Raw genomic sequence first — 21,763 nt, 5'->3', positions numbered from 1 at the left:
CGCCGGACGACGTCGTCATCGTTCAAGGAACAGCTCGAGCCCCTGCATGTCGTCGAGGCTGATCGCCTTCTGAACGAAGGCGCCTGTCTCCTTGATCGACCGATCGACAAGGTCCGCAAGACGGAGGCGATTGCCGTTCTGGGCTAGCGTCAAGCTCTCTACAGCAGCGAGAACATCCTCGCCTGACATTCCCCTCAGCCACGCCAGGCACGCGCCGAGCAGGCCGACGACGACATCGGCGAGCTGCACTCCCGGTTCGGATCTGGAATCGGCGAACCGGTAGAGATCGAGCGGCTGGCCCGCGTCCACGAAGCGGTAGCCTTCCAGGACCCTGCTGACCCTATCCTCCCTGTCTAGAACGTGCCGACTGTCCTTGAACAGGCACAGGCGGTGCGTGAACATGGAAGCGAAGTCCCGCATGATCAGGCCGGGGGTGTCGTCGAGCAGAGGCAGGGACGAGAGGGCCCTACCCGATTGGAGGACTCCCTTGAGCATCATTAGGTTGAAGTGAGGCATGAGATCCTCGCCGTCCTCCACCAGGCTGATCAACTCGCGGAGAAACCCCCTGACGTCGCCATCCACCAGCGCGGGATAGGAATGGCGGCGCAGCATCGCCTGCGTCGCACCCAAATCGCGGCGGAGGACGCGGTAGAGGTCATTCTTCAGGATGAATCGGCCATCTAGATCGAACATCCCGATCTCAGGCATCGAGTCGATGATGTCGACGTAAGAAAAGTAGACCGGGTCGAGTGCGATGAAATGGAGCAGGTAGCCCTCGTGCGCGATCCAGTCGAGGAATACGGCGAGCTTCCTCGAACCCAGCATGGTTGCGAATTCGCCCTTGGCGACCATGGCGCACTTCAGTTCCGGCGCATTGGGCTGGATGCCCATCAAGCGCCTTAACTCCGCGAGGTCGATCGGCCTCTCCTCCCGCGGACGGACGACGCCCCCGAGGACGAACGGGCGGGGATCAGGAACGTTGAAACCCTTGTCCGTCAGGTAGACTAGTCGATGATTGTTGGTCTCGTCGTAGTAGAAGGTCCGCGGGCTATCGGTGGCGGACAGGCCATAGAGCAAGATCGCTGGATCGCGTTGCTCGTTCACGTCGATGTCGATACGCTCTGACATACAGAATACTTACAGGTTGCTGCCGGAGAGGGCGAGCGGCCTTTTGCCGATGGGACCGCACGGTACAGCCTGATGAACAGAGGGCAGGTTTGAGGGCGTCGTACTAAGCGTTCGAATGTCAGCTCTGAGGGCGGCAACGCCCACCTTCCTGCATAGGCGTTGCCAACCACACGCCGTCATTCCGATGCATTGTCGTGGACGGCGGCTTAGATTGACACTTGTCACTTCCCCTAGCTCCCCCACTTGATCATTGCTGGTACAAGCATGACGTTCGTGCCGTTTGATCGAGGCGCCGGACCCTCCCACCTGATGAGAACGGCCGCAATTCAACCTATGGACTCTGACGTAATATTAATTGATACATGGCGCGGCGATATTGTCTTGGGGGATGATATGAAGTCCATCATTGCTGTGGCCGCACTCATAATCAGCTCATCCTCTCTTAATCAGGTATTTCAACCTGATCGGAACTATCTCTTCAGTACTTGTGCAAAGATGAATGGGTATGAAGTGGACAAGCCATATGGGACTGCCATTCGGCGAGGCGGCTGGACATTCGACGCAAAGAGGCAGCAAGGCGCAACTATCGTGCTCGATGCATGGTCTCTCTATGGGGACAGCGACCCAAACCATTTAGCCTATGTACTCGCAACGGCCCGCCGAGAATCGGCGGGCACGTTCTTTCCGATCCGTGAGGCGCCGAAATGTGGCAGCGACGAAGATTGTCGTGAGCGGGCAATCGGCCGGTTGCTTCAGGGGCGTGCTAATAAGCGTAATGCTGAGCGGCAATTGAAAGGACTTCCTCCGTTACCCGTCAGCGCAAATTACGCAAAGGTCGACACAACTGGTTTTCGCTATTACGGGCGTGGTTTCAATCAGCTCACTGGACCGGCGTCCTACAAGCGCGCGGGCGACTTGGTTGGAAGCAATCTTATCGCTGACCCGGACAAGGCACTCGATCCGCCCACCTCCGCGCGCATCCTGATCGAAGGGATGCTGAAAGGATGGTTTGGCAGTCGAAAACCGGTCTCTTATTACCTCGACCAAACGCAACCACAGTGGACGGCCGCGCGTGCAACGACAAATCCTGGGTCACCAAACGCAGACATAACAGGAGCCTTTGCTCGCGACTTTCGCAAGTGCCTTCGGCCTTCGACATGAAAATCGCAGCTAACAACAAATCAAAAGATCGTCATTTTGATTGGGCTCCGGACCCGCTAATCGGGACGGGAAGGTCACGGGGGCGTCAAAAGGCATCAATTTGAACTTGGGGGAAAGAATTATGCGCGCTTTGATTGCACCAATGATATGTCTGATCGGCGCTCAGAGCGCCGTTGCGGCGGAATTTACGCCTTGGCAGGATTTCCCTAACGCCAGTTTCAAAGATACAAAGCTGAGGCGGGATGCCAATTCAGGTGCTTACTGCTATGCCACCAAGCATAGCCGTATCGACGCCGATGGCGCGCCCAATGCGTATCATCCCGCCGACCTGCAGCGAAAGAAGGCGCCATACTTGGGGCTGGACAACCCCGCCAACGCGGGTTGGGGCTTGAACAGCCACGCAAGTTGGTGGCCAGACGTTCTGGTGGCAGAGCCAGAGCACCCCAGTCGACCATATGTTCAGCGCAGCGGGCCGTTTGCCGGCTATTTCGTATCGCAAACCGCCCTTCGCGTGAGGGGCGGAGTTCCAACAGATCCAAAGACTTATACTGACTCCAACACTATTCCCTATATGGTCCTTCCGGGCAGCGCATTCCCGAAATTGAAAGGGACCGGCGCGCCCGGCGACGTTGGCATAGTATGGAACCTCGCAAACGGAAAAAGCACGCCATTTGTCATCGGCGACACAGGTGGAGGGGCCGACGCCAACCTCGGGGAAGGATCTATCGCCCTGTTCGCAGCGCTTGGCGGCATTAATCTTGACGCACGCAATGGTGCTGGGGTTGCTCCGGGGGTGATGCGCTATGTCGTGTTTCCCGGATCGCGCAAAACTCTGGGGTGGCCCGCAACCCCGAAAGCCGTTGCTGACCTTGCAGGGCGGTTGCTGGAAGGTGTAGGCGGGGAAAAAGCGCTAACTAAATGCGGGACTTGACCGGTCTCGCCAACCCCGACACCGGGCTAAAAGAGGATGCTTTTGACAGTCCCTGTCATTCGCCCAGTCGATGCGGAATGTCGGTTTTGTCCCACGATCCGGCGTTCGCATCCCGCGATACCGATCCAGACTGGACACTCGGCGCCGATTTTCAGACACTCAGGGGCAGTCAGTCCGCTAATCCAAAGAGGACGCGCTGAATCTGCCGCGATTCGTCGGTCCCTCGGGCAGTGCTTTCCGATTGTTCGGCAGTCACCCTCGGCAGCAAGCATGGCGGCCGCCGACACGCCCCGGCGTGCTGTTTCTAGTCGACCGCGAGGCCGGCCCCTGCTCCATTCGTGAGCTCGCCCACCACACGCCCGACAAGCGAACGCAGCCAGCGATGCGCAGGGTCATGGCGGTAGCGGACATGCCAGGCCATCTCGACCGGGAAGCTGCCGAGATCGACCGGCGCGGACAGGACGCGCAGGCGCGGATCATGTGAGAGCCGCCTGCAGATCAGCCGCGGTAAAGTCGCGACGTAATCGGTAACCGCGATCATCTCGGCCACGGCGAAGAAATTGGTGACCGAGAGAGCGACTTCGCGCTTCAAATTCTGCTGCGCCAGGGCCTTGAACAAGCCGGCGCGCATACGGCCCGGCGGCACCACATTGACGTGGCGCATGCCTTCGAACTGCTCGCGGGATATCGAACTGCCGATTTCCGGGTGATCGGCGCGCACGACGCATTCGAGACCCTCGTCCATCAGGTGCTGGACCACCAGATTGTCAGGCGGGTCGGTGATGCGCCCGAGCACCATCGCAGTTGTGCCTGACACTACCCCGGTCTCGGCCAGGTCGTTGCCGTAGGGCGTCAGCCGCAGCTTGATGCCGGGTGCTAACTCGGCGAGCCTGGCCACCAATGCCGGCACGATCACGAACTCGACATAGCCATTGGGCGCGATCGTGAAGAGCCGCTCCGCAGAAGCGGGATCGAAGTCCTGCTGCCCCAACACCGCATCGTCCAGACTGGCGAGCGCGTCGGCGATCCCCGGCGCCAGCTCCAGCGCAATGGGGGTCGGCTGGATACCGTAGCGTTCGCGAATGAACAGTTGATCCTTCAGCATCAACCGCAGCCGCGCCAGCGCGTTGGACAGTGCGGGCTGCGTCATGCCGAGCCGCTCGGCCGCGCGGGTGACGCTGCGCTCTTCCATGAGCGCCACGAAGATCGGCAACAGGTTGAGGTCGTAGCGCATCAGTCATACTCTCATACGTATATCTAAAATCCAAGAAATAAACTTCTGCAATGAGTGTTGAACGCGCATCTTCTGATCGTCCGGAACGCGGACGCGACTGCAACGACAGGAGGTTTCCATGACCAAAGGCAAGGTTCTCGTGATCGGCTCCAACGCCACCCGCATCGAGGTGCAGGGCAACAAGTGGGGTGCGACCGGCCAGTATCTCAACGAAACCGTGGTGCCGGCGATGGCGCTCGAAGCGGCTGGCTACGAACTCGTGCTGGCGACACCGAACGGGGAGAAGCCGACGATCGACGCCGCGTCTGACGCGCCGGCCCATTTCGACAATGACGAATCCGCCTACCGCGCGGCCCGGGACTATTACGACAACAGCCCGGCCATGAACGCGCCCCGCACCCTGAGCTCGGTGATCGATGACGGGCTTGACCGGTTCGCCGGCGTGTTCTTCCCCGGCGGCCAGGCTCCGGTGGTTGATCTGATGCAGGACGCTGAAGTCGGCGAGATCCTTCGCCACTTCCACGACGCAGGCAAGCCGACCGCATTGCTCTGCCACGGCCCGATCGCGCTCGCCGCAGCAATCGACGATCCCCGTGCCTTCCGCGCCGCATTGATCGCCGGTGCCGACGACAAGGCAAGCGAATGGGCGAAGAACTGGCCCTATGCCGGCTATCGCATGACAATCTTCTCCGCGAGCGAGGAGAAGGTGGTCGAGGATCACATCCTGCATGCAAGGATGTACTTCGACATGCCCCGGGCTTTGGCCGCCGCAGGCGGGAGGGTGGAGACCACGCCGGTCGACTTCGCGCCAAACGTGGTCATCGACCGTGAGCTCATCACCGGGCAGAACCCGCGTTCGGACCATCCGATCGCTGCGGCGCTGGTCCAGGCGCTCGACGCCCGGCAGGCATGAAAACCCGGATGACCGGCGGGGCGCTGCGCAGGCGCTCCGCCCCTTCCACCCGCCCATTGCAAACAGGAACAATCACCATGACCAGCCATGTCAAGATTATCGCCGTCCTTACAGCCCGATCGGGCAAGACCGATGCGTTGCGCGATCTGCTCGACGGCATGATCGGGCCTTCGCGCGCCGAACCCGGCAATCTGCGCTATGATCTTTGGGCCGATCAGGCAGTACAGGGCCGGTTCGTCCTGGACGAACTGTATGAAAATGCCGACGCCGTTGCCGCCCACCGTGCGAGCGATCACTTCCAAACCTATCTTGCCGCCATCAACGACCTTGCCGAACGCAGCGCGTTCACGCTCGACGCGCTGGCAGTCGCCTGAACATCAATACCGAAAAAGGACCATCATCATGGCACTCAAGGACATCCTCCCGTCGAAGCTTGGCTTCGGCGCTGCCCCGCTCGGCAATATGTTCCGCGCGATCCCTGAAGAGGAAGCGCTGGCGACTGTCGAGGCCGCATGGAATGACGGCATCCGCTACTTCGACAATGCACCGTTCTATGGTGCGGGCCTTGCCGAGATCCGCATGGGCGAAGCGCTCAAGGACAAGCCTCGCGACCAATATGTGATCAGCACCAAGGTCGGCCGCATCGTGCTCGACGAGGTCGAGGAGGCCCCCCGTGACAACGGTGAGAAGGGCAACGTTTTCTCCCATGGGCGACGCAACAAAGTGATCAACGATTATTCGTACGATGCGACGCTGCGCTCGATCCAAGACAGTTTGAAGCGCCTCAAGACCGACCATATCGACATCGTCTGGGTCCATGACGTGGCACAGGATTTCTATGGCGACGAATGGCTGGCAAAGTTCGAGGAAGCGCGCATTGGTGCATTCAAGGCGCTCGACCGACTGCGCGACGAGGGCACCATCAAGGCCTGGGGTCTCGGTGTGAACCGGGTCGAAGCGGTTGAACTGCTGCTCGATCTCGATGGCCCACGGCCGGACGGGTCGCTGCTCGCCGGACGCTACACGCTGCTTGACCATGACCGGGCCCTCGAACGGTTGATGCCGAAGGTCGCCGAACGTGGTCTGGGAATCGTCGTCGGCGGTCCCTATAGCTCGGGCGCTCTGGTCGGCGGTCCGAACTTCGAATATACGCCCGCAACGCCCGCGGTCATCGCCAAGGTTGCGGCGATCAAGGCGATCGCAGACCGCTACGGCATCAGCATGAAGGCGGCCGGGTTGCAGTTCCCGCTCGCCAACCCCGCTGTGGCGGCCGTCATCCCGGGCGCCAGCCGGCCACAGCGCATCGCCGAGGATACCGCAGCATTGAACGAAACGATCCCCGCCGATTTCTGGCGTGAACTTCGTGAAGCAGGTCTCGTCAGCATGAAAGCCCCGCTGCCGCTCTGAATATTCGATTGCCTGAGACATTGTCGGTCTCAGGCAATCGATAATCGGAACTGTTGCATCCGACCTAGACTCAGTCCGCTCAGGCGGCACCGACCTGAGACAACCTAAACGGGCTTGACGACCGATCCTGGCATCGGCGCCATGGATTCTGCCGAGCGCCATCTCTCGAACCAGCGGTTCGTCGCGTCGATGCTTCCGTGCACATGAAAGAAGGGTGACGGCACATGTGAAAGCCCTTGGGAGAAATCGCCTCCTCGCCGTGATGCTGCGCAGCCGCCTTGTTTCAGAACCGCCAGCTTGAATGACCCGCTATAATGATGAGCTATTTAACTCGTACCCAGTCCTGCGATTTGCATGCAAAGCGCCCAAACAGGCAGCCCGATCCGCGGCGTGTGTTCGCGTCCAAAGCCTCAACAGTTCCTGAAAATGTCTTATTGATATCCGGAACGAACACACGCCCGTGCCAAATTCCCCTGCGATCCTGGGTGAAATCCCTGAACAACTGAAGCCCGATGAGATTGTCGGTGCCTCCTCTTTTCGCGTCGGCAATCGCTTTTTCACTGGCCCAGACCACCGTTCCGCACATCCCCGCACCGCACCGCTGGACCTCGACGTGAACGCTGTTCTGGGGATTGCGCCACACGCCGCCGGTGCCGTCCGTGCTGGCACCGCCGACGGCCGCAGGGAGACAGAGACTCAGCAGAAATGTCGCGCTCTTGAAGCCAGTCACGTTATCCCCCAATGGCACAGAGATTGGCAACGTTAGCACAGCGGACGGAAGTTCGAGAGTGATTAGCCGTTAGTGCTGCAGGCTACGTGGCGCTTCTGTGAGGGCATAGACACCGAATTCATACGCAGCGAAGCGGACCAACGAATCCTCCGACACCCAAAACCGCGTATGCAATGGGCTCAAGGGAACCTGGGCTTAGATGCGAAACTGATCGACACGCATCACCGGACGCTTGCAAAATTGGAGCAAGGCTGCGCGAAATCGCGCCTTAAGTGATGGACAGCCGCCCGCACCCTCGGAATGTCACCTGGATACCACCCCGCGCAGAGGAAGAGCGCCTCGGCGCTGACGAGCCATTCGTGGTCACGGCCCGAATGGAGACAGGCTGCCAACACGCGGAGCGCCTCAAGGCGCGTATTCGCCAGCGGTTTCACTCTGAAACCATAGCGCGCTCGCCATAACAAACGAGCAATGCGACCGGCGGGCGGCGGCCACTCCTGCGGGTGCGCGGCGAGCATGATGATTGTAAACTCCAGTCGCGATAATTGTCCGCTGGAGGATTCACTCTTGGATCCCGGTGTGATGCTGTCATGCAGCATGATGTTTCAGGCTTCGCCAAAGCGTTTGAGCTCAGCGCGACAGGCCTCGCTGAATTGACGAAGAGGGTCCATTCCGCCCTGGCTCGCGAACTGCCGTAGTTCATGCAGGGTATGGTTCGGGCCAAGATAGGCGCTGACGATCGCTTCAAGGACGTGTTCGGCACGCTCGATGACCTCATTGGCGGCGATCAGCCGCATTCTGGCGACGAGTGCATAAAGCGTCACGAGATCGGAGACATCCTCTCGCTCGTGGCCCAGAGCATCACCGAAAAGACGCGTCGCTTCCTTGATGAAGTCGGTATAGATTTCCTCGCGTCGGCTGCGCGCTTCCGACCTGACCTTTTGTGAGAGCTGCGCGCGAACCGTCAGCCAGGATGTCATGAACGAGCCGAAACCGCCGACCGCGGCACCGGCAAGACCCACCATCGCGGTCAAGATGGATCCCGATCCGCCCATGTCAGGCTTTTCGGCCTGGGGTGAGGTTGACGCGCCGATTTCCGGCGCTGCCCACAACATTGTCGTGGGGGACGATCGGTTCCAATACGAGAGCAAACAAGAGGAGACGCCCCATCGTACCCTACTTGCTCACCGATGCGGGTTGCCACCCGCCGCCCAGCGCCTGGAAAAGGGAGATTGCCGCGATCAAGCGATCACTGCGGTTCTGGACCAGAGCGAGGTCTGCGGACAGCAGGCTTCGTTCGGCATCAAGTTGCTCGAGATAGGGCGAATATCCCTCCTTGTAGCGACGGAAGGCCAGGCTCTGGGTGCGGGCGAGAGCATCGCGTTGACGGGCCAGCGCGTCCTCTTGCTGCCGCAACCGCTGAACCGAGGCCATACCGTCCTCGACCTCACGGAAGGCGGTCAAGGCTGCCCGACGATAGGCGAAAGCCGCCTGATCTCGCCGCGCGGCGGCGCTGTCGGCCTGCGCCTTGATCCGGCCGCCGTTGAAGATGGGCGCGAGGATGCTGCTTCCAAGCGAATAGATCGACAGCGGGTCGTCGGGCAGGAGCGAGGAGGATACGAAGCCGCCCGATGCCGAGAGGCTGATGTTGGGCATGAAAGCGGCGCGCGCCGCATCGAGGGATCGATCGGCGGCAACAATCTGCTGCTCGGACGCCGCCAGGTCGGGTCGCCGGCGCAGAATGGCTGCCGGCAACTGCATCGGTACGACAGGCAGAGTGATCTTATCCAGGCTCTTCCCGCGCACGATCGGCGCCGGTGCGCGGCCGAGAATGATACTGAGCCCGTTTTCCAGTTTCGCGATCGCCAGTTCGACCGGCGGGATGGCCTGCGCGGTCGCTTCATATTCAGCCTCCGCCTGGGCGAGATCGAGCTGCGACCCGTAGCCCGCCTCGGCTCGCCGGCGGATGAGCCTGAGAGTGCCGCCGCGCCCATCGAGCGTCCGCCTGAGCAGGTCGAGACGTGCATCTGCGGCACGGAGCTGGACATAGGTGCTGGCGACGGCCGTCACCACAGCGAGCCGCACCGTATCGCAGCTGTAGCCGGTTGCCAGCAGGTTGGCGCGGGCGGCGGCCGTGCTGTTTCTCAATCGACCGAACAGATCGAGATCGAAGGAGGATTGGAGTTCGCCCTGCGCAGCCCATTGGTTCACGTCGATGCCGAAGGGATTGACGCTCCGCGTCCGACCGCCTGACATGGCAGCCTGGAGCACAGGAAGCTGCGTGCCCCGCGCGGCGGCAAGCTGTGCTCTGGCTTCTTCGACGCGAGCTGCCGCAATCTCCAGGTCGTCATTGTCGCGCAGCGCATCGCGCACGAGACTCGCCAGTTCCGGATCCCCGAATTGGGTCCACCATGCCTCATCGATCGCCGCGTCTGCCCCTTCCCCGCCGCTGCGCCATGCGCCCGGCGCAGCAACGGCAGCGCGCGGCGGGATCGCGGGGCGCGGGCCGGCGCAGCCGGCAAGGATCAGGAAGCCGGCAACTGCGGCCAGGCGCCGGATCACGACGAGGAGCCCGTGTCGATGCTGACCTCGACCGACATGCCAGGCAGCAGACGGGCGGCGGCGCGCTGACGGGGATCGACCGCGATCCGCACGCCGATCCGTTGCGGGATCTTGACGAAATTGCCGGTTGCATTGTCCTGCTTGAGCACGGCGAACTCGGAGCCTGCTGCGGGCGCAAGCCGCTCGACACGACCGACGAATGTCTCGCCTGCCAGTGCATCGACGGTAAAGCTCACGGACTGGCCGGGCCGGATATGTCCGGTCTGGGCCTCCTTCATATTGGCGATGATCCAGCGTTCCGGCGGCACGACCGCGAGAAGCTGGGTACCATTGGTCACATAGGCCCCGACCCGGATGCTGACCTCGCCGAGCCTCCCGCCTTCCGGCGCTCGGATCACCGTATGCTCGAGATCGATCTCGGCCGCGTGAAGCTGCGCACGCGCGGCCTGGACCTGCGCCTCAAGGCCGCCTCGCCCGACATCAACAGTACGGATGTCCTGCCGGCCGATTTCAGTCGACGCCCGGGATTGGCGGACCTGCGCCTGGGCAAGGGCCAGCGCCGCGAGGGTCTGATCGCGTTCGCGCAAGGAGATCGAGCCATCGCGGACGAGGTCGTTGGCACGGTCCATATCCGCACGGGCGCGAACGAGTTGCGCCTGCGCGCTGGCAACACCGGCAACCTGACCTTCAAGCCCCGCGGTCCGCGCTGCGCGCGCCTGCGTCGAATTGGCGAGCGCGGCTTCCGCGGCAGCGAGATTGGCACGGGCCTGCTCGACCCGTGCGCGATAGATGCGATCATCGATCTTCACGAGAAGCTGGCCAGGTTTCACCGTCTCATAGTCGCGGACCAGGACTTGCATCACATAGCCGCTGACCTGCGGCGCTATGACGGTCGTACGTCCCCGGACATAGGCGTTGTCGGTGTTCTCGTTCCCAGCCGAAAAGGGCGGCAGACCCCATGCGGCGAGAACGAGCAGCAAGGCAATGACGACGAGGATGCAGGTTACGAGGATCGTCAGCGGGCGGCGGCGCGCGGGCTGCCAGTGGCCGGGAGCGGTTCCCTGCGTCTCCTCGGACTGCTGCGAGGTTTGAGCAGCGACGGTCAAGCGGGATCTCCCTTGCGGTGGCGTGACATCCAGATGTTCACCATGATGAAGATGGCGGTGGCGAGCGCGAGCACCGCGACGAACCGGAACGTGTCCGTGAAGGCGATGATCGCCGCTTCGCGCCCCATTGCCTGTGCGAGCAGCCCGGCGCTCTGGATCGAACGCTGCGCTGGGTCAACGAGCGCGCCAGCCAGAGACAAGGCCCCGCCGGAAATCCGGGCAGCGGTCTGCGGGTCACCGGTCGACATATCGGCCGCCAGGACGTTGGTGGCATTGCGCGCCCAGATGTTTTGAAGCGTACCGAGCAAAGCGGACCCCATGAGTCCGCCGACATTCTGGGTGATGCTGAAGGTGACCACGAAGCTCACCAGGTGGTCACCTCCCCGCTGAATCATCCGCAGGAAGCCGTAGAGCAGTGCCGGGCCGACGAAGAGCGTGGTGCCGAAGCCGATCATGGCCTGGCTCAGAATGAGCTGCTCGGGGCGTGTCAGGTTGGTCGCATCGCTGTCGATCCATGCCCCACTTGCGATGATCAGCGCCGCAACAAGGACCTGCCAGGGGAGTCTGCGCTGGGAGATGGTGAGCGCGGCAGTGATGATGCCCGCGAACATGGCGATCGCGACGATGAAGAACAGAAACCGCAGTTGATCGTTATTGAGGCCGCCAAGCGTGAGCAGCCCGACCGCGCCGTAGGTCTGCTCGGCGAGCGCCAGACGCATGACCAGCGCAACCGCAGCAAAGCGCAATATGCCCCATGTGCCGAGCCACTCGAAATGGACGAGCGGGTTCCTTCGGTGTATCTCGATCAGAAAGGCGGCCGCGAGCAGCGGAATCGCAAGCGCGAGCGCCATTCCCAGCCATGCTGTATCGGTCCACCAGAGCGTGCGACCTTGCCCCAGCACCTGGCACAGGAGGAAAAGACCGGCGATCGACAGGACGATCGTCAGCGCATCAAGGGGCGCGAACGCCTTGCTCTTCTCGCTCGGCGGGAGCGGCAGGAACAGGATGACCGCGATCGTGAACAGCGCCAACGCAACCTCGATGGCGTGGAGCCCCCAGAGCCCATGCCGGGTGAGCACGTCCACCGGGACCATACGGGCGAGCGGCGTCCCGATCTGGGGCAGGCCGATGCCGATGACCGCGCCCAGCGGCTTTGCCTTGGGCGGAAGCGCCTGCATCAGATAGTAGACGCCCAGGGTGATCATCGCACCGGCGGCAAGGCCGCTGCATGCGCGCAGGATCGCCGTGGCGACGAAGCTCGAATGGAAAAACTGGATGATGCCGGCGAGCGCGTAGAGCGTGAGCATCGCGCAGGTCGTTTCGGGGATGCCGAACTGGGCACGGGCCTTGACGAGCGTCAGGTTGGCGGTCGCGTTCATGGCGACATAGATCGCCGGGAGCGCGGCAGCCTGAGCGGCATAAAGGCCGAGCGAACCCGCGATGACCCCGGTGTTGACGGTGGTGAGCGCGTTCCCGAAGGTCGAGGTCACACCGAGAAAGAGCCCAAAGGCAAAATAGGCGAGCCGCCTTATCCCCGTGTGGGCAGGAGAAAAGGGCGAACCCGCGAACAAGGGCCTCTCTTCCGGGCGAAAGGCGTGGCCGTCGGTCATGGCGAATTGCCGATCCCGCCCGAGAGCCCGGCCATCCACTGCAGGCTGGAGATGCTGGGGACAAAGACGTGCTCGCCGCCGCGCACCACGGTGAAGTCCGGCAGGCCTTTGAGGCGTTTCCGGACAGGTTTGGCAGGATAGGCGTAATCGTCGGCAAGATCCCTGCGCCCCACAATCGGATCGGCGCGCGACCCCTCGCCGACAAAATCGCCGTCATTGATCCATTGCGACTGGACGAACTCGAACTGACGGGCCGGGTCGGCATTGATGAGCGCAAGAACGATCCCTCGATCCTCACCATCCTCCTCCATCGCGCCTTCCGGCAGCACGGGGCCGTAGGCGGCGCCGCGCCGCAAAAGCCGGTGCGTTCGTGCATCCGAGATGGTTCCGTCGAGCGCATCGCGCGGATTGATCCGGCGAATGTGGCAGCCCACCGGTGTTCTATGACCATCCGGATCGTCCTGAGCATATTTGAAATCGTTGCGACGGAGCGGGTCCGCGACGATGCTGGGGTCGTCCCGGTCCGGGGATAGTGCGAGCGGGCACCCGCTCCGCCAGCGGCCCATCATCTTGGCGGCGATGAATTCCTCACCTTCCGGGGTCTGGGCATTCTCCCGCAGAAAGCGCCGGAAAGCGGCGACGTTCTGGCGTATCTTGCGGATCGAGAGGAAGGTGCCGTTGCGCCAGAAAATCTCGGGGCCGGGACCGGTTGCGATATGTCCAAGCTCATTTTCGTAACCCAGGATGAACTCGCCCGCCTTGGTAACATCCTGTCCCGGCAGGGGCTCGCCGCCCTCTCCCTCGATGAAGGGCCGGCTCAGGCCGTCGACATAGCCGAAATGCTCCCGCATCGTCGGGGGAATCCCTACATCGAGATGAGCGAGAAGACGAAGACCGGGAAGGCCCCGCATCGCCTCATGGCCCAAGGCGAGCTTTGCAGCGCGCGCCTCCTCGCTCTGCCCCATGAGAAACAGACCGAGATGGAAGCCGTTGCCCCCATGCGGCCAGTCCCAGTTGGCGGGATCCGCATCCCCGACATCGCCCAGGAACACCCTCCGCGCGGCCATCCCCTGAACGAAAGGGATCGGGAAGCCATCGACAATTTCGGAGGGAACGCCGATGCGGCGCAACCCCTCGGCTGTGAACACGATGTTGATCCAGGCCTGATCCGCCGGCGCTTCCCAGTCTTTCGCGGAGGTAACGTGCGGTAACAGTCGTTTCACGCCCTCGCGTGCAGACGCGGCGTCGTCGACGCGAAACAGGAGATAGGCGCCATAATAGGGCATGGGGCGGTTGCGCAGAACCGTTCCCTGAATCTCCGCGAGATCAAGTGTGACGGCCATCGTCAGTTGACGGAATCGAGCAATTCGGTGAGCGCCGCGCTCTGGCGCTTCAACCGGGCGACGTCCTTCACCGAAAGGTCGTGGTGATTGACATAGAACATCGAGGCTGTGACCAGCGAGCCCAGAATGAGGCCTCGCGTTTCCGGTTCGGAGGATTTGCCGTAGCCTTCCCAGACACCTGCGAAGAGGGCGTCGAACCAGGGTCCTCCCTCGCGAAGGATGTCCTCGAGATAAGGCTTGAAGTCGCCGTCGTAAGTGACGGTCACGAGCGCCTGTGCATTGTCGTTGATGAGTATGATGCGAAGTTCATGGACAGTGCCGATGCGTCCTTCATAATAGCGCGATTCCGCCTGGAACTGGGCGATGCGCTCGCGGAAAAGGTTGATCGAACCGGGAATGATCGCCACGACGGCCGTGACCTCGGCGCGCTTGCCGTAACGAAGGCCAGGGCCATCAGGCTGCTGGCGAACCTCAGGGTTGTCCTGGGTGCGCTCGTTGGGGGTAAATGTAGCGGTCATAGCGGCCTCCTCGAAATCACGAATTGTTTGGTTCGCTCGCCGACGCGATGGCGGAACCACGACGCCATCCCCCGCTGCGAAGCGCAGCCGAGGCTTCGTAGACACCGCGGCGGATCTGCAGGATCGGGTCGTCGGTAGCCTCGATGCCATCGACCAGCATGCTCGGATCATGGTTCATGACCGGATCTCCGATCTCGTCTTCGGACGTCCGGCTCTTGAGAGTCAGGCGACCGATCACGACTCTGGTCCGGCCTTCGGGCCACAGATGGGTCGCGTCGTCGAGGATGTCGCCCGGTTCGGCCAATTCGATCACGAGATCGAAGGCGACCGTGCCGGTTGCGAGGCGAAGGTCCAGCTCGTTGAACAGAATCGATATGTCAGCGGCCGCAAGGTTTTCGACAGCCTGTCCCTGGACGCCGGCGACCGGCTCCCAATGAAACCGCACAGGCGTCACCTTGCCCTTGGCATTGACGAGATTGAAGGCATGGACTGCATGGAAAGCCGTATGCGCGAAGCTTACCGGCGCGGGGGACTCCGCACGCATTTTCAGCACGGCTGCGGCATTGGGATGGTCAGGCAGGATGGCTTTGAGGCCATCGAAGTTGGGCGGGCCTCCCGGCGCCAAGGGTGCGGCCGCATCGACCAGCGCGATGAACTGGTCGATCGAGCGGGCGACGAAAAGCTTCTGGCTGAGCATGACGAGGTTCGTCACGCGGCCGTCCGGGAGATAGAAACGGGTCGCCATACCGACGGTCGCGCTGAAATGAGCGAGGGGATCGCCTCCGCCTTTGGAGAAGCGGACCGTTATGGGGATGGCATCGCCCCGGAGATGGATGGCGCGGGAGTAAGCGGCCGCGGCGGGAAGTGCCTGAAAGATGCCCCGGTAAAAGCGACCGTCCGCATGCAGCGTCCGATAGCCGTCATGCTTTCCCAACACGGCGTGGATCTTGGCTATCATCTCGCCTGCGAGGCGATGTTGGCTGTGTTGCGTCATGCGTGCCCTCCATGGGATGGTGGAGCCTCGAGACCGGGGCCGAGCACGGTGACGTGTAGGAGCAAGAGCAGGTCGGTCGAAGCGAGCCTGGGTGATCTTACTGTAAGCTGCCTCAGTCACTGATGCGCTCTGGCGCCCGCGCCCGCCTTGACTAGGAGGTGCGGGAGCAAGCCGGAGGGTTCGAAACACTCGTATGGGTTCGCCGTCAATAATCTGGTACGCGTGCCATTCAGAAGCGGGCGAACCGTAACCAAGCGACGCGATGACGAGGCGGGTTTCGCTGAACCAGAGGTCCTTCAAACCGTCCTGTCGCGCACATGGGGCGCGGATGCCCAATCACCCGCCATCATCAACGCACGCGCGCTTCAATGGTGTTCATAAGCGAAAGCACGTCTCTGGGTACGAAAGGCAAGAGTTGATAGGATCCAACCCTACAGGAGCGCCGATGAATCATCCACCGACAGAACAGATCAGATTTGGGCCGTTTTGTCTGTTACCGGATCGCGGGGTTCTTCTTCGACACGACGAACCGGTGCGGCTCGGAAGTCGAGCCACCGAAATCCTGGTCCTTTTGGTCCGCAATGCAGGCAGTCTGGTTACGAAGGCGGACATCATCGGCAAGGTCTGGCCGGACACGATCGTCGTCGAGGCCAACCTTTCGGTCCATATGAGCGCTCTGCGCCGCGCGCTCGATGACGGCAGCGTATCATCTGCCTATATCGCGACCGTGCCGGGCCGCGGTTATCGTTTCGTGGCCCCGATCATCGTCGAAGCCGACCGTTCACCACATCCTGCCACAGAAAGCGATCGGCCCAGCAATCTGCCGTTGCTCATGACCCGGCTCATCGGCCGATCAGATGTCATCGATGCGCTTCGGGCAAGGCTCCCGGCACAACGGCTTACCACCATCGTCGGGACCGGAGGTGTGGGTAAGACCGCGCTCGCGCTCAATGTGGCCGAGCGGGAACTGAGCCGGTGGCGCGACGGCGTATGGATCGCAGATTTTGCAGCACTGACGGACGCCGAGTTCGTTCCATCGGCGGTTGCGACCGTGCTGGGTCTCGAAGTGCGATCCAACAATCCGATGCCTGCGATCCTCAGCGCACTGTCGGAGAAGCAAATGCTCCTCCTCTTCGACAATTGCGAGCATGTGATCGAGGCCGTGGCGACAATCGCCTACGGTATCCTGCAATCCGCCCGCTCGGTGTCGATCCTGGCCACCAGTCGGGAGCCGATGACGATCCCAAGCGAGACGGTGCTGCGCCTGGAGCCGCTTGTCGTGCCTCCGGAGCATGAGCTGGTGGGGGCGCAGGAGGCTCTTCATTATTCGGCGGTCCAGCTCCTGTGTGAGCGCGCGCGGGCCGTTGACAGCGAATTCACCCTGGCCGACGATGATGCGCTCGCAGCATCACTTGTCTGCCGCAAGCTCGGCGGAGTTCCGCTTGCCATCGAGTTCGCCTCCGCGCTGGTGCCGATCTTCGGGCTGAAAGGCCTCTCGACACGCCTGGATGATCGTCTCAGGCTTTTGTCTGACGGTCATCGCAACGTCCTGCCAAGACACCGCACCCTGACGGCCGCCCTCGACTGGAGTTACCAGCTTCTCGAACAGGAGGACCAGCGCATATTCCGGCAGCTCGCAGTCTTCAGCGGGGGATTCACGATAGAGGCAGCCGCTGCCGTCGCGGGCGGCGGCGAGGATACCGTGGTGGCGGAAATAATAGTGCGCCTGGTTCGCAAATCGCTTGTCACTCCCGATCTGCGCGATTCCCGACTGCGGTTCCATCTACTCGAAACAACGCGCGCGTTCGCCATCGGGGCACTCGATCGAGCAGGCGAAACCGCACGGGCCAACCGGCTTCACGCCGAGTATTTCGCACGCGCATTGCATGGGTCGGGCGAGTTTGCGCCGGCGAGCGAGAACCACCTCCCCTTTGTGCTTGAGCTGGACAACATTCGAGCCGCCTTGCGCTGGGCGACTTCGGCGGAGGGCGATATCGCCGTGGCGCTGGCGATCGGCGCCGGTGCGCTTCCCATCTGGTTTGGTCTCTCGCTTCTGACCGAATGCGGTACGCGGATGAATGCGTTGATGGATGGGCTCGATCCAGCCTTGCGGGAGTCGCCCTACGGCGCGGCGATAGACATCGCGATCCAGGCGACAGAGATCTTTACGGTTGGAGCGCGCGACACCAGTTATCAGGACTGGACTGAGCGTCAGCAGAACGCGATGGATCGTGACCAGTTGCTCGAGCGTGTGCGCCTTCTCCTGGGCCGCTGGACATACAACATCCGGATGCCGGACTATAAACTGGCAGATCAACAGGCCCGCGAGCTGGAAAGTCTCGCGCAGATGACCGCGATCGCCAATCCGGACGACGTGCCCCTCGCCTTCCTGGTCGATCGCGCCCATCTGGGGGCGACGGCATCGTGGGCGCGAGGCACGACGGTGCATCACATCGGCGATCTCGCCACGGCGCGCGTTCATCTGGAGAAATTCCTTGTCGAGGAAACGCCGGCCATGCGGGCGTTTTTCATGACCATCACCGGATTTGATCGGCGATCCGATGTCTACGGCTTGCTGTCGATCGCAAAGTGCCTCCAGGGCGATGTCGCCAAGGGGCTGGCCGACGCGCAGACAGCCATCACCGAGGCGCGGTTAACCAGGAAGGCTTTGCCTATCTGCGAGGCGCTCCAATGGTCCTGCTTCAGCATATTGCTCATGAATCTGCCGGCTCGCGTGCTGACGCCGCTGGTCGACGAGATGTTGAAGACCTCGAAGAACCATTCGCTGTTCAGCCATTACGGCGTCGCCCTATGCCTTAAGGGCTGTCTGGCAGCCGCGTCGGGCCGGCACGAAAGCGCGGTGGAACGTCTCAAGGCCGGCCTGTCGGAGCTTGAGAATGCGCGTTACGGCCCGTTTGACCCCTTCTTTGTCGGCGTGATGGCAAGCAGCCTCATGACACTCGGCAGGATCGGCGAGGCTCGCGACAGCATGTCTGAATTTGAGCGGCGACGTGTGACGCAGAACGGCTTTTGCGGACCGGAATATGGCCGCCGCAAGGCCCTGTTGAGCGTTTTGACGGGCAATACGGCCGCGGCGGAAGTCGAACTTCGCGCCGCCCGCGATGAGGCGATTCGTCAAGGCGCGCAGCTTTGGCATTTGCGGGCCGGCACGGATCTGGCGGCATTCTATGAGGGGCGTCAACGGACGTCGGAGGCCCGCCAGGCACGGGACGATCTGGAAAGACTGGTAACCCCGGAGCTTGTTGCGCGGGAAGCCTTCGCCCGATGGTAACCGGTTCAGCTGCCTGACGCCTCAGGTGCCCTCATGGCGCTGCCGCGAGGTTGCTCCGGGGCTCGCAAAATGAGTCGAAAATCTGTCACCGCGGTCAGCGTCGTCCCCAGCGATCACCCGATTGCGTGAGCGGCAGCCGGCCTGATTTGGAATTTTTTGGAACTATTAAATCGTCGGTGATGATCGCTGCCTTTTAGCATGCACGTATGACTCCTATGCCTGGAGGCGGCGATGACCGACAAGGACAAATCCCTTATACAGGGCCATCTCGAGGATCTGCGCACCAGTGCCGCGTTCGCGAAGAGCAGTGGCCTGTATATGCTGCTGGAATATGTGGTCAGCGAGACCTTGGAGGGGCGCGGTGACACTCTGAAAGAGCTGGTGATCGGAGACGCCCTCTACGGTCGATCCGCGCCCTATGATCCAAGGATCGATTCTGCTGTGCGAGTCGAGGCTCGTCGACTCAGGCGCAAGCTGAGCGAACATTATCAAGGGGCGGGAAAGCGCGATCCCGTCCGGGTGACCCTTCCGACCGGCGGCTATGTGCCCTCTTTCGAGATCCTTTCCAGGTTCGCCCGATCCGAAGCTGCCAATGAAGTCGATGAAGTGGTGAAGCGTCTGTCGGTCGATCTTGCGATCATGCCGTTCCGGGCCCTGTCGAGGAGCGAACATGCGAATGCTTTCGCTGATGGTCTGACCGATCAACTCATATTCGCACTGAGCAAGCGGACCAGGTTAAAACTGGCGCCGCGAATGATGGTATTCCAATATAAGGATCGCGCATTCACGGTGCCTGAAGCAGTGCAGCATACGGGAGCCGGGGCAATGCTCTACGGGACGTGTCGATCAGACGGGGGTTGCACGAGGGTTACGGTCGAGATGTGCGATGAACAGGGTTTCGTCACATGGTCCACCCAGATTGACCAACGGACTGCAGAGGATATCGCCCTTCAGGAACTGCTGGCCGGCGAAATTATTTCTCGAATGCCGTCCTGGCTTATCAGCCCAAACATCCGTGACAGGCCAATGATCGCGGCCATATCCTGACCAGCACATTGCTCGCCTGCAATTATGGATATTCGGACGGTTGAGCCACCGCTTTCCAGCAATGGCCGACCGCCGCGCGGGGGGAGGGCGGAGAAGATGCGGGCGGCCGGCGCATTGCCTCACCGGCATATGGGGGGAGTGGCAGCCGGCGGTCAGCCGATGTGTCCGGCGACAAGCCCGTCGTAATGGAACCCGGATAATGGCAGAAGGGACAGGGGGATAGCTGGGCGTTAGCGGCCTATACCTTCCCGACTCAAATATAGTAGGCCTGAAGTGGGAGACAGTCAGTTTCAGCCGACTGACCAAATGTGGTCGCGATCCGGAAGCTAATCGGGCTGCTCTACTGCAGGAGAGCTCACAGTGACCACGCCGTGCTCACCTTTCGTCACCTCACAAGCCGCCATCCGCTGTCTATAGGCATCTCGTTCCGAAATTAGTGAGGTGCGTGATGACGTCGAATGCCAACATGCTGGAAGGCCGTGTCGCTGTGATCACCGGGGCAGCGAACGGCATCGGCCTCGCACTTGCGCTGGAAGCTGCGAGCCGCGGCATGCACGTCGCACTGGCAGATATCGGAGAAGAGGCACTCCTCGAAGCCAAGGCTCAGGTCGAAGCCTTGAAGGTCAAGGCCATCGCCGTGAAGACCGATGTCCGCGATATCGACCAGATCCGACACCTCGAGCAGGAGACGATCGATCAGCTCGGCGAGCCCTGGCTCGTGTGCAACAACGCCGGCATCGCCAAGATCGCCCTTACCTGGGAAACCGGTGAAGCTGACTGGCGCCGCATGATCGACATCAACGTGTGGGGTGTCGTGAACGGGCTTCTCACGTTCCTGCCGGGCCTTCGCGCGCGCAAATCGGGGTATATCCTGAACACGGCTTCGGTTGGTGGACTCCTGAGCATGCCCGGTAACGCCGCCTATGTTGCGAGCAAGCACGCAATCGTTGGTCTGTCAGAAACGCTCTATCGCGAACTGTCGGCCGACAGGAGCGGCATCGGAATCTCGGTTCTTTGTCCGGCACTCGTGCGAACGGCGATCGCCGGGACTCGCGAGGTCGACGGGAAGAAGGTATCCGTTCTGGATTCCCCGGACGCGATGGACCCGGCAGACGTTGCCCGTGTCACGTTCGACGCGATCATCGATGGGCAGTTCTGGATTCTCACTCACGCCAGTCATGTCGAACCCAAAATGCGCGCCCGCGTCGATCAAATGGTCAAGCAACGCAATCCGGATCACAGCAGCGTCGATCCCGCCATCGAGCAGACGGCAACGAGCGCAACCGGTGTGGATTTCGTCCACACGGCCTGAGGTGCAGGCCCGCGACTGACTGCATATGAATTGATCTGCGGGATCCAGGCGTCGACTAGCCAGCAAGGTCAGCACCTAGCCGTGATCCTTGCCGGTCCGATCGATTTAACGCCGGTCAGACCATGCGACATGACCTACTTGCCTAAATGGCTCGTGGGCAGCGTCGATGCCAGGTGAAGTGCGAAAGTCCGGCGCCCGTTGACCGGCCACCGACATTGTAAAGGCGATGAATCTCATTCCGAGATACTTCCAATTCGTCACGAGGTGTCATCCAGGCCAGGCTTACGGGCGCACCACAAGAAATCTCGCCAGGGAACCTGTAACCGGTAAGATACCAGGCGCATCTCTGCCGCACAGGTAATTTGAGATGATAGGTTGCCAACTCGGTGCCGGAGCTCCGTTTTACCAGGACCGGCCATTCAAGGCGGCGCCAATGAATGGCCGGTTGTGCTGGCTGAGGGCCCTGAATGTCCGG

General features: G+C 61.8%; 19 protein-coding genes. 8 read left to right on the top strand and 11 right to left on the bottom strand.

Annotation, left to right across the window (positions count from 1 at the left end):
* Window positions 1–15: 15 nt before the first annotated feature.
* Window positions 16–1,128 (bottom strand): DUF3800 domain-containing protein, encoded by a 1,113-nt coding sequence (locus FHW92_RS22440; RefSeq protein ID WP_168605517.1) that lies wholly within the window; start codon window positions 1,126–1,128, stop codon window positions 16–18.
* A 264-nt stretch (window positions 1,129–1,392) separates the two neighbouring features.
* On the opposite strand from FHW92_RS22440, the gene FHW92_RS22435 reads away from it, so the two are divergent.
* Both FHW92_RS22435 and FHW92_RS22430 read left to right on the top strand, forming a co-directional pair.
* Complete coding sequence (locus FHW92_RS22435; protein WP_168605516.1) at window positions 1,393–2,289, top strand: hypothetical protein; 897 nt, start codon at window positions 1,393–1,395, stop codon at window positions 2,287–2,289.
* A gap of 121 nt (window positions 2,290–2,410) precedes the next feature.
* On the top strand, window positions 2,411–3,220 hold the full coding sequence (locus tag FHW92_RS22430; RefSeq protein ID WP_168605515.1) for a glycoside hydrolase family 75 protein: 810 nt from the start codon (window positions 2,411–2,413) through the stop codon (window positions 3,218–3,220).
* Window positions 3,221–3,524: 304 nt separating this feature from the next.
* Here the strand turns inward: FHW92_RS22430 and FHW92_RS22425 are convergent, their stop codons facing one another.
* Complete coding sequence (locus tag FHW92_RS22425) at window positions 3,525–4,454, bottom strand: LysR substrate-binding domain-containing protein (protein ID WP_168605514.1); 930 nt, start codon at window positions 4,452–4,454, stop codon at window positions 3,525–3,527.
* A gap of 118 nt (window positions 4,455–4,572) precedes the next feature.
* On the opposite strand from FHW92_RS22425, the gene FHW92_RS22420 reads away from it, so the two are divergent.
* The 3 genes from FHW92_RS22420 to FHW92_RS22410 all read left to right on the top strand — a co-directional run bounded on the left by FHW92_RS22420 (window position 4,573) and on the right by FHW92_RS22410 (window position 6,774).
* The gene (locus tag FHW92_RS22420; protein ID WP_168605513.1) at window positions 4,573–5,367 is read left to right on the top strand and encodes a type 1 glutamine amidotransferase domain-containing protein; all 795 of its coding nucleotides are present in this window, start codon (window positions 4,573–4,575) and stop codon (window positions 5,365–5,367) included.
* Window positions 5,368–5,444: 77 nt separating this feature from the next.
* A complete protein-coding gene (locus FHW92_RS22415) occupies window positions 5,445–5,741 on the top strand; it encodes a putative quinol monooxygenase (RefSeq protein ID WP_168605512.1) in 297 nt (98 codons plus the stop codon).
* 28 nt (window positions 5,742–5,769) lie between these two features.
* On the top strand, window positions 5,770–6,774 hold the full coding sequence (locus tag FHW92_RS22410; protein ID WP_168605511.1) for an aldo/keto reductase: 1,005 nt from the start codon (window positions 5,770–5,772) through the stop codon (window positions 6,772–6,774).
* 322 nt (window positions 6,775–7,096) lie between these two features.
* On the opposite strand, the gene FHW92_RS22405 is transcribed toward FHW92_RS22410, so the two are convergent.
* The 9 genes from FHW92_RS22405 to FHW92_RS22365 all read right to left on the bottom strand — a co-directional run bounded on the left by FHW92_RS22405 (window position 7,097) and on the right by FHW92_RS22365 (window position 15,637).
* Entirely contained in the window at window positions 7,097–7,504 is a 408-nt protein-coding gene (locus tag FHW92_RS22405) for a DUF2147 domain-containing protein (RefSeq protein WP_168605510.1), read from the bottom strand.
* Between the two features lie 221 nt (window positions 7,505–7,725).
* Window positions 7,726–8,103, bottom strand: a complete 378-nt coding sequence (locus FHW92_RS22400) for a hypothetical protein (RefSeq protein WP_168605509.1) — start codon at window positions 8,101–8,103, stop codon at window positions 7,726–7,728.
* A 6-nt stretch (window positions 8,104–8,109) separates the two neighbouring features.
* On the bottom strand, window positions 8,110–8,619 hold the full coding sequence (locus tag FHW92_RS22395) for a hypothetical protein (protein WP_210428653.1): 510 nt from the start codon (window positions 8,617–8,619) through the stop codon (window positions 8,110–8,112).
* A gap of 61 nt (window positions 8,620–8,680) precedes the next feature.
* Window positions 8,681–10,066, bottom strand: a complete 1,386-nt coding sequence (locus FHW92_RS22390; protein WP_349237738.1) for an efflux transporter outer membrane subunit — start codon at window positions 10,064–10,066, stop codon at window positions 8,681–8,683.
* The gene (locus FHW92_RS22385) at window positions 10,063–11,172 is read right to left on the bottom strand and encodes an HlyD family secretion protein (RefSeq protein ID WP_168605508.1); all 1,110 of its coding nucleotides are present in this window, start codon (window positions 11,170–11,172) and stop codon (window positions 10,063–10,065) included. The genes FHW92_RS22390 and FHW92_RS22385 overlap by 4 nt, the downstream gene beginning before the upstream one ends.
* Entirely contained in the window at window positions 11,169–12,782 is a 1,614-nt protein-coding gene (locus tag FHW92_RS22380) for an MFS transporter (protein ID WP_168605507.1), read from the bottom strand. Before FHW92_RS22380 ends, FHW92_RS22385 begins: the two co-directional genes overlap by 4 nt.
* Window positions 12,779–14,125, bottom strand: coding sequence for a peroxidase (locus tag FHW92_RS22375; protein WP_168605506.1), 1,347 nt, complete (start codon window positions 14,123–14,125; stop codon window positions 12,779–12,781). Before FHW92_RS22375 ends, FHW92_RS22380 begins: the two co-directional genes overlap by 4 nt.
* Window positions 14,126–14,127: 2 nt before the next feature.
* A complete protein-coding gene (locus tag FHW92_RS22370) occupies window positions 14,128–14,643 on the bottom strand; it encodes a hypothetical protein (protein WP_168605505.1) in 516 nt (171 codons plus the stop codon).
* A 16-nt stretch (window positions 14,644–14,659) separates the two neighbouring features.
* On the bottom strand, window positions 14,660–15,637 hold the full coding sequence (locus FHW92_RS22365) for a catalase (protein ID WP_168605504.1): 978 nt from the start codon (window positions 15,635–15,637) through the stop codon (window positions 14,660–14,662).
* A gap of 445 nt (window positions 15,638–16,082) precedes the next feature.
* Here FHW92_RS22365 and FHW92_RS22360 point away from each other — a divergent pair, with 445 nt between their 5' ends.
* From FHW92_RS22360 to FHW92_RS22350, 3 genes are all read left to right on the top strand, one after another.
* Complete coding sequence (locus tag FHW92_RS22360; RefSeq protein WP_168605503.1) at window positions 16,083–18,929, top strand: winged helix-turn-helix domain-containing protein; 2,847 nt, start codon at window positions 16,083–16,085, stop codon at window positions 18,927–18,929.
* Window positions 18,930–19,160: 231 nt separating this feature from the next.
* Entirely contained in the window at window positions 19,161–19,976 is an 816-nt protein-coding gene (locus tag FHW92_RS22355) for a hypothetical protein (protein WP_168605502.1), read from the top strand.
* Between the two features lie 448 nt (window positions 19,977–20,424).
* Entirely contained in the window at window positions 20,425–21,288 is an 864-nt protein-coding gene (locus FHW92_RS22350) for an SDR family NAD(P)-dependent oxidoreductase (RefSeq protein WP_168605501.1), read from the top strand.
* The last annotated feature ends 475 nt before the right edge of the window (window positions 21,289–21,763 follow it).

Source organism: Novosphingobium sp. SG707 (assembly GCF_012275515.1).
Lineage (GTDB): Bacteria > Pseudomonadota > Alphaproteobacteria > Sphingomonadales > Sphingomonadaceae > Novosphingobium.
This window is presented reverse-complemented; position numbering and strand designations above follow the sequence as displayed.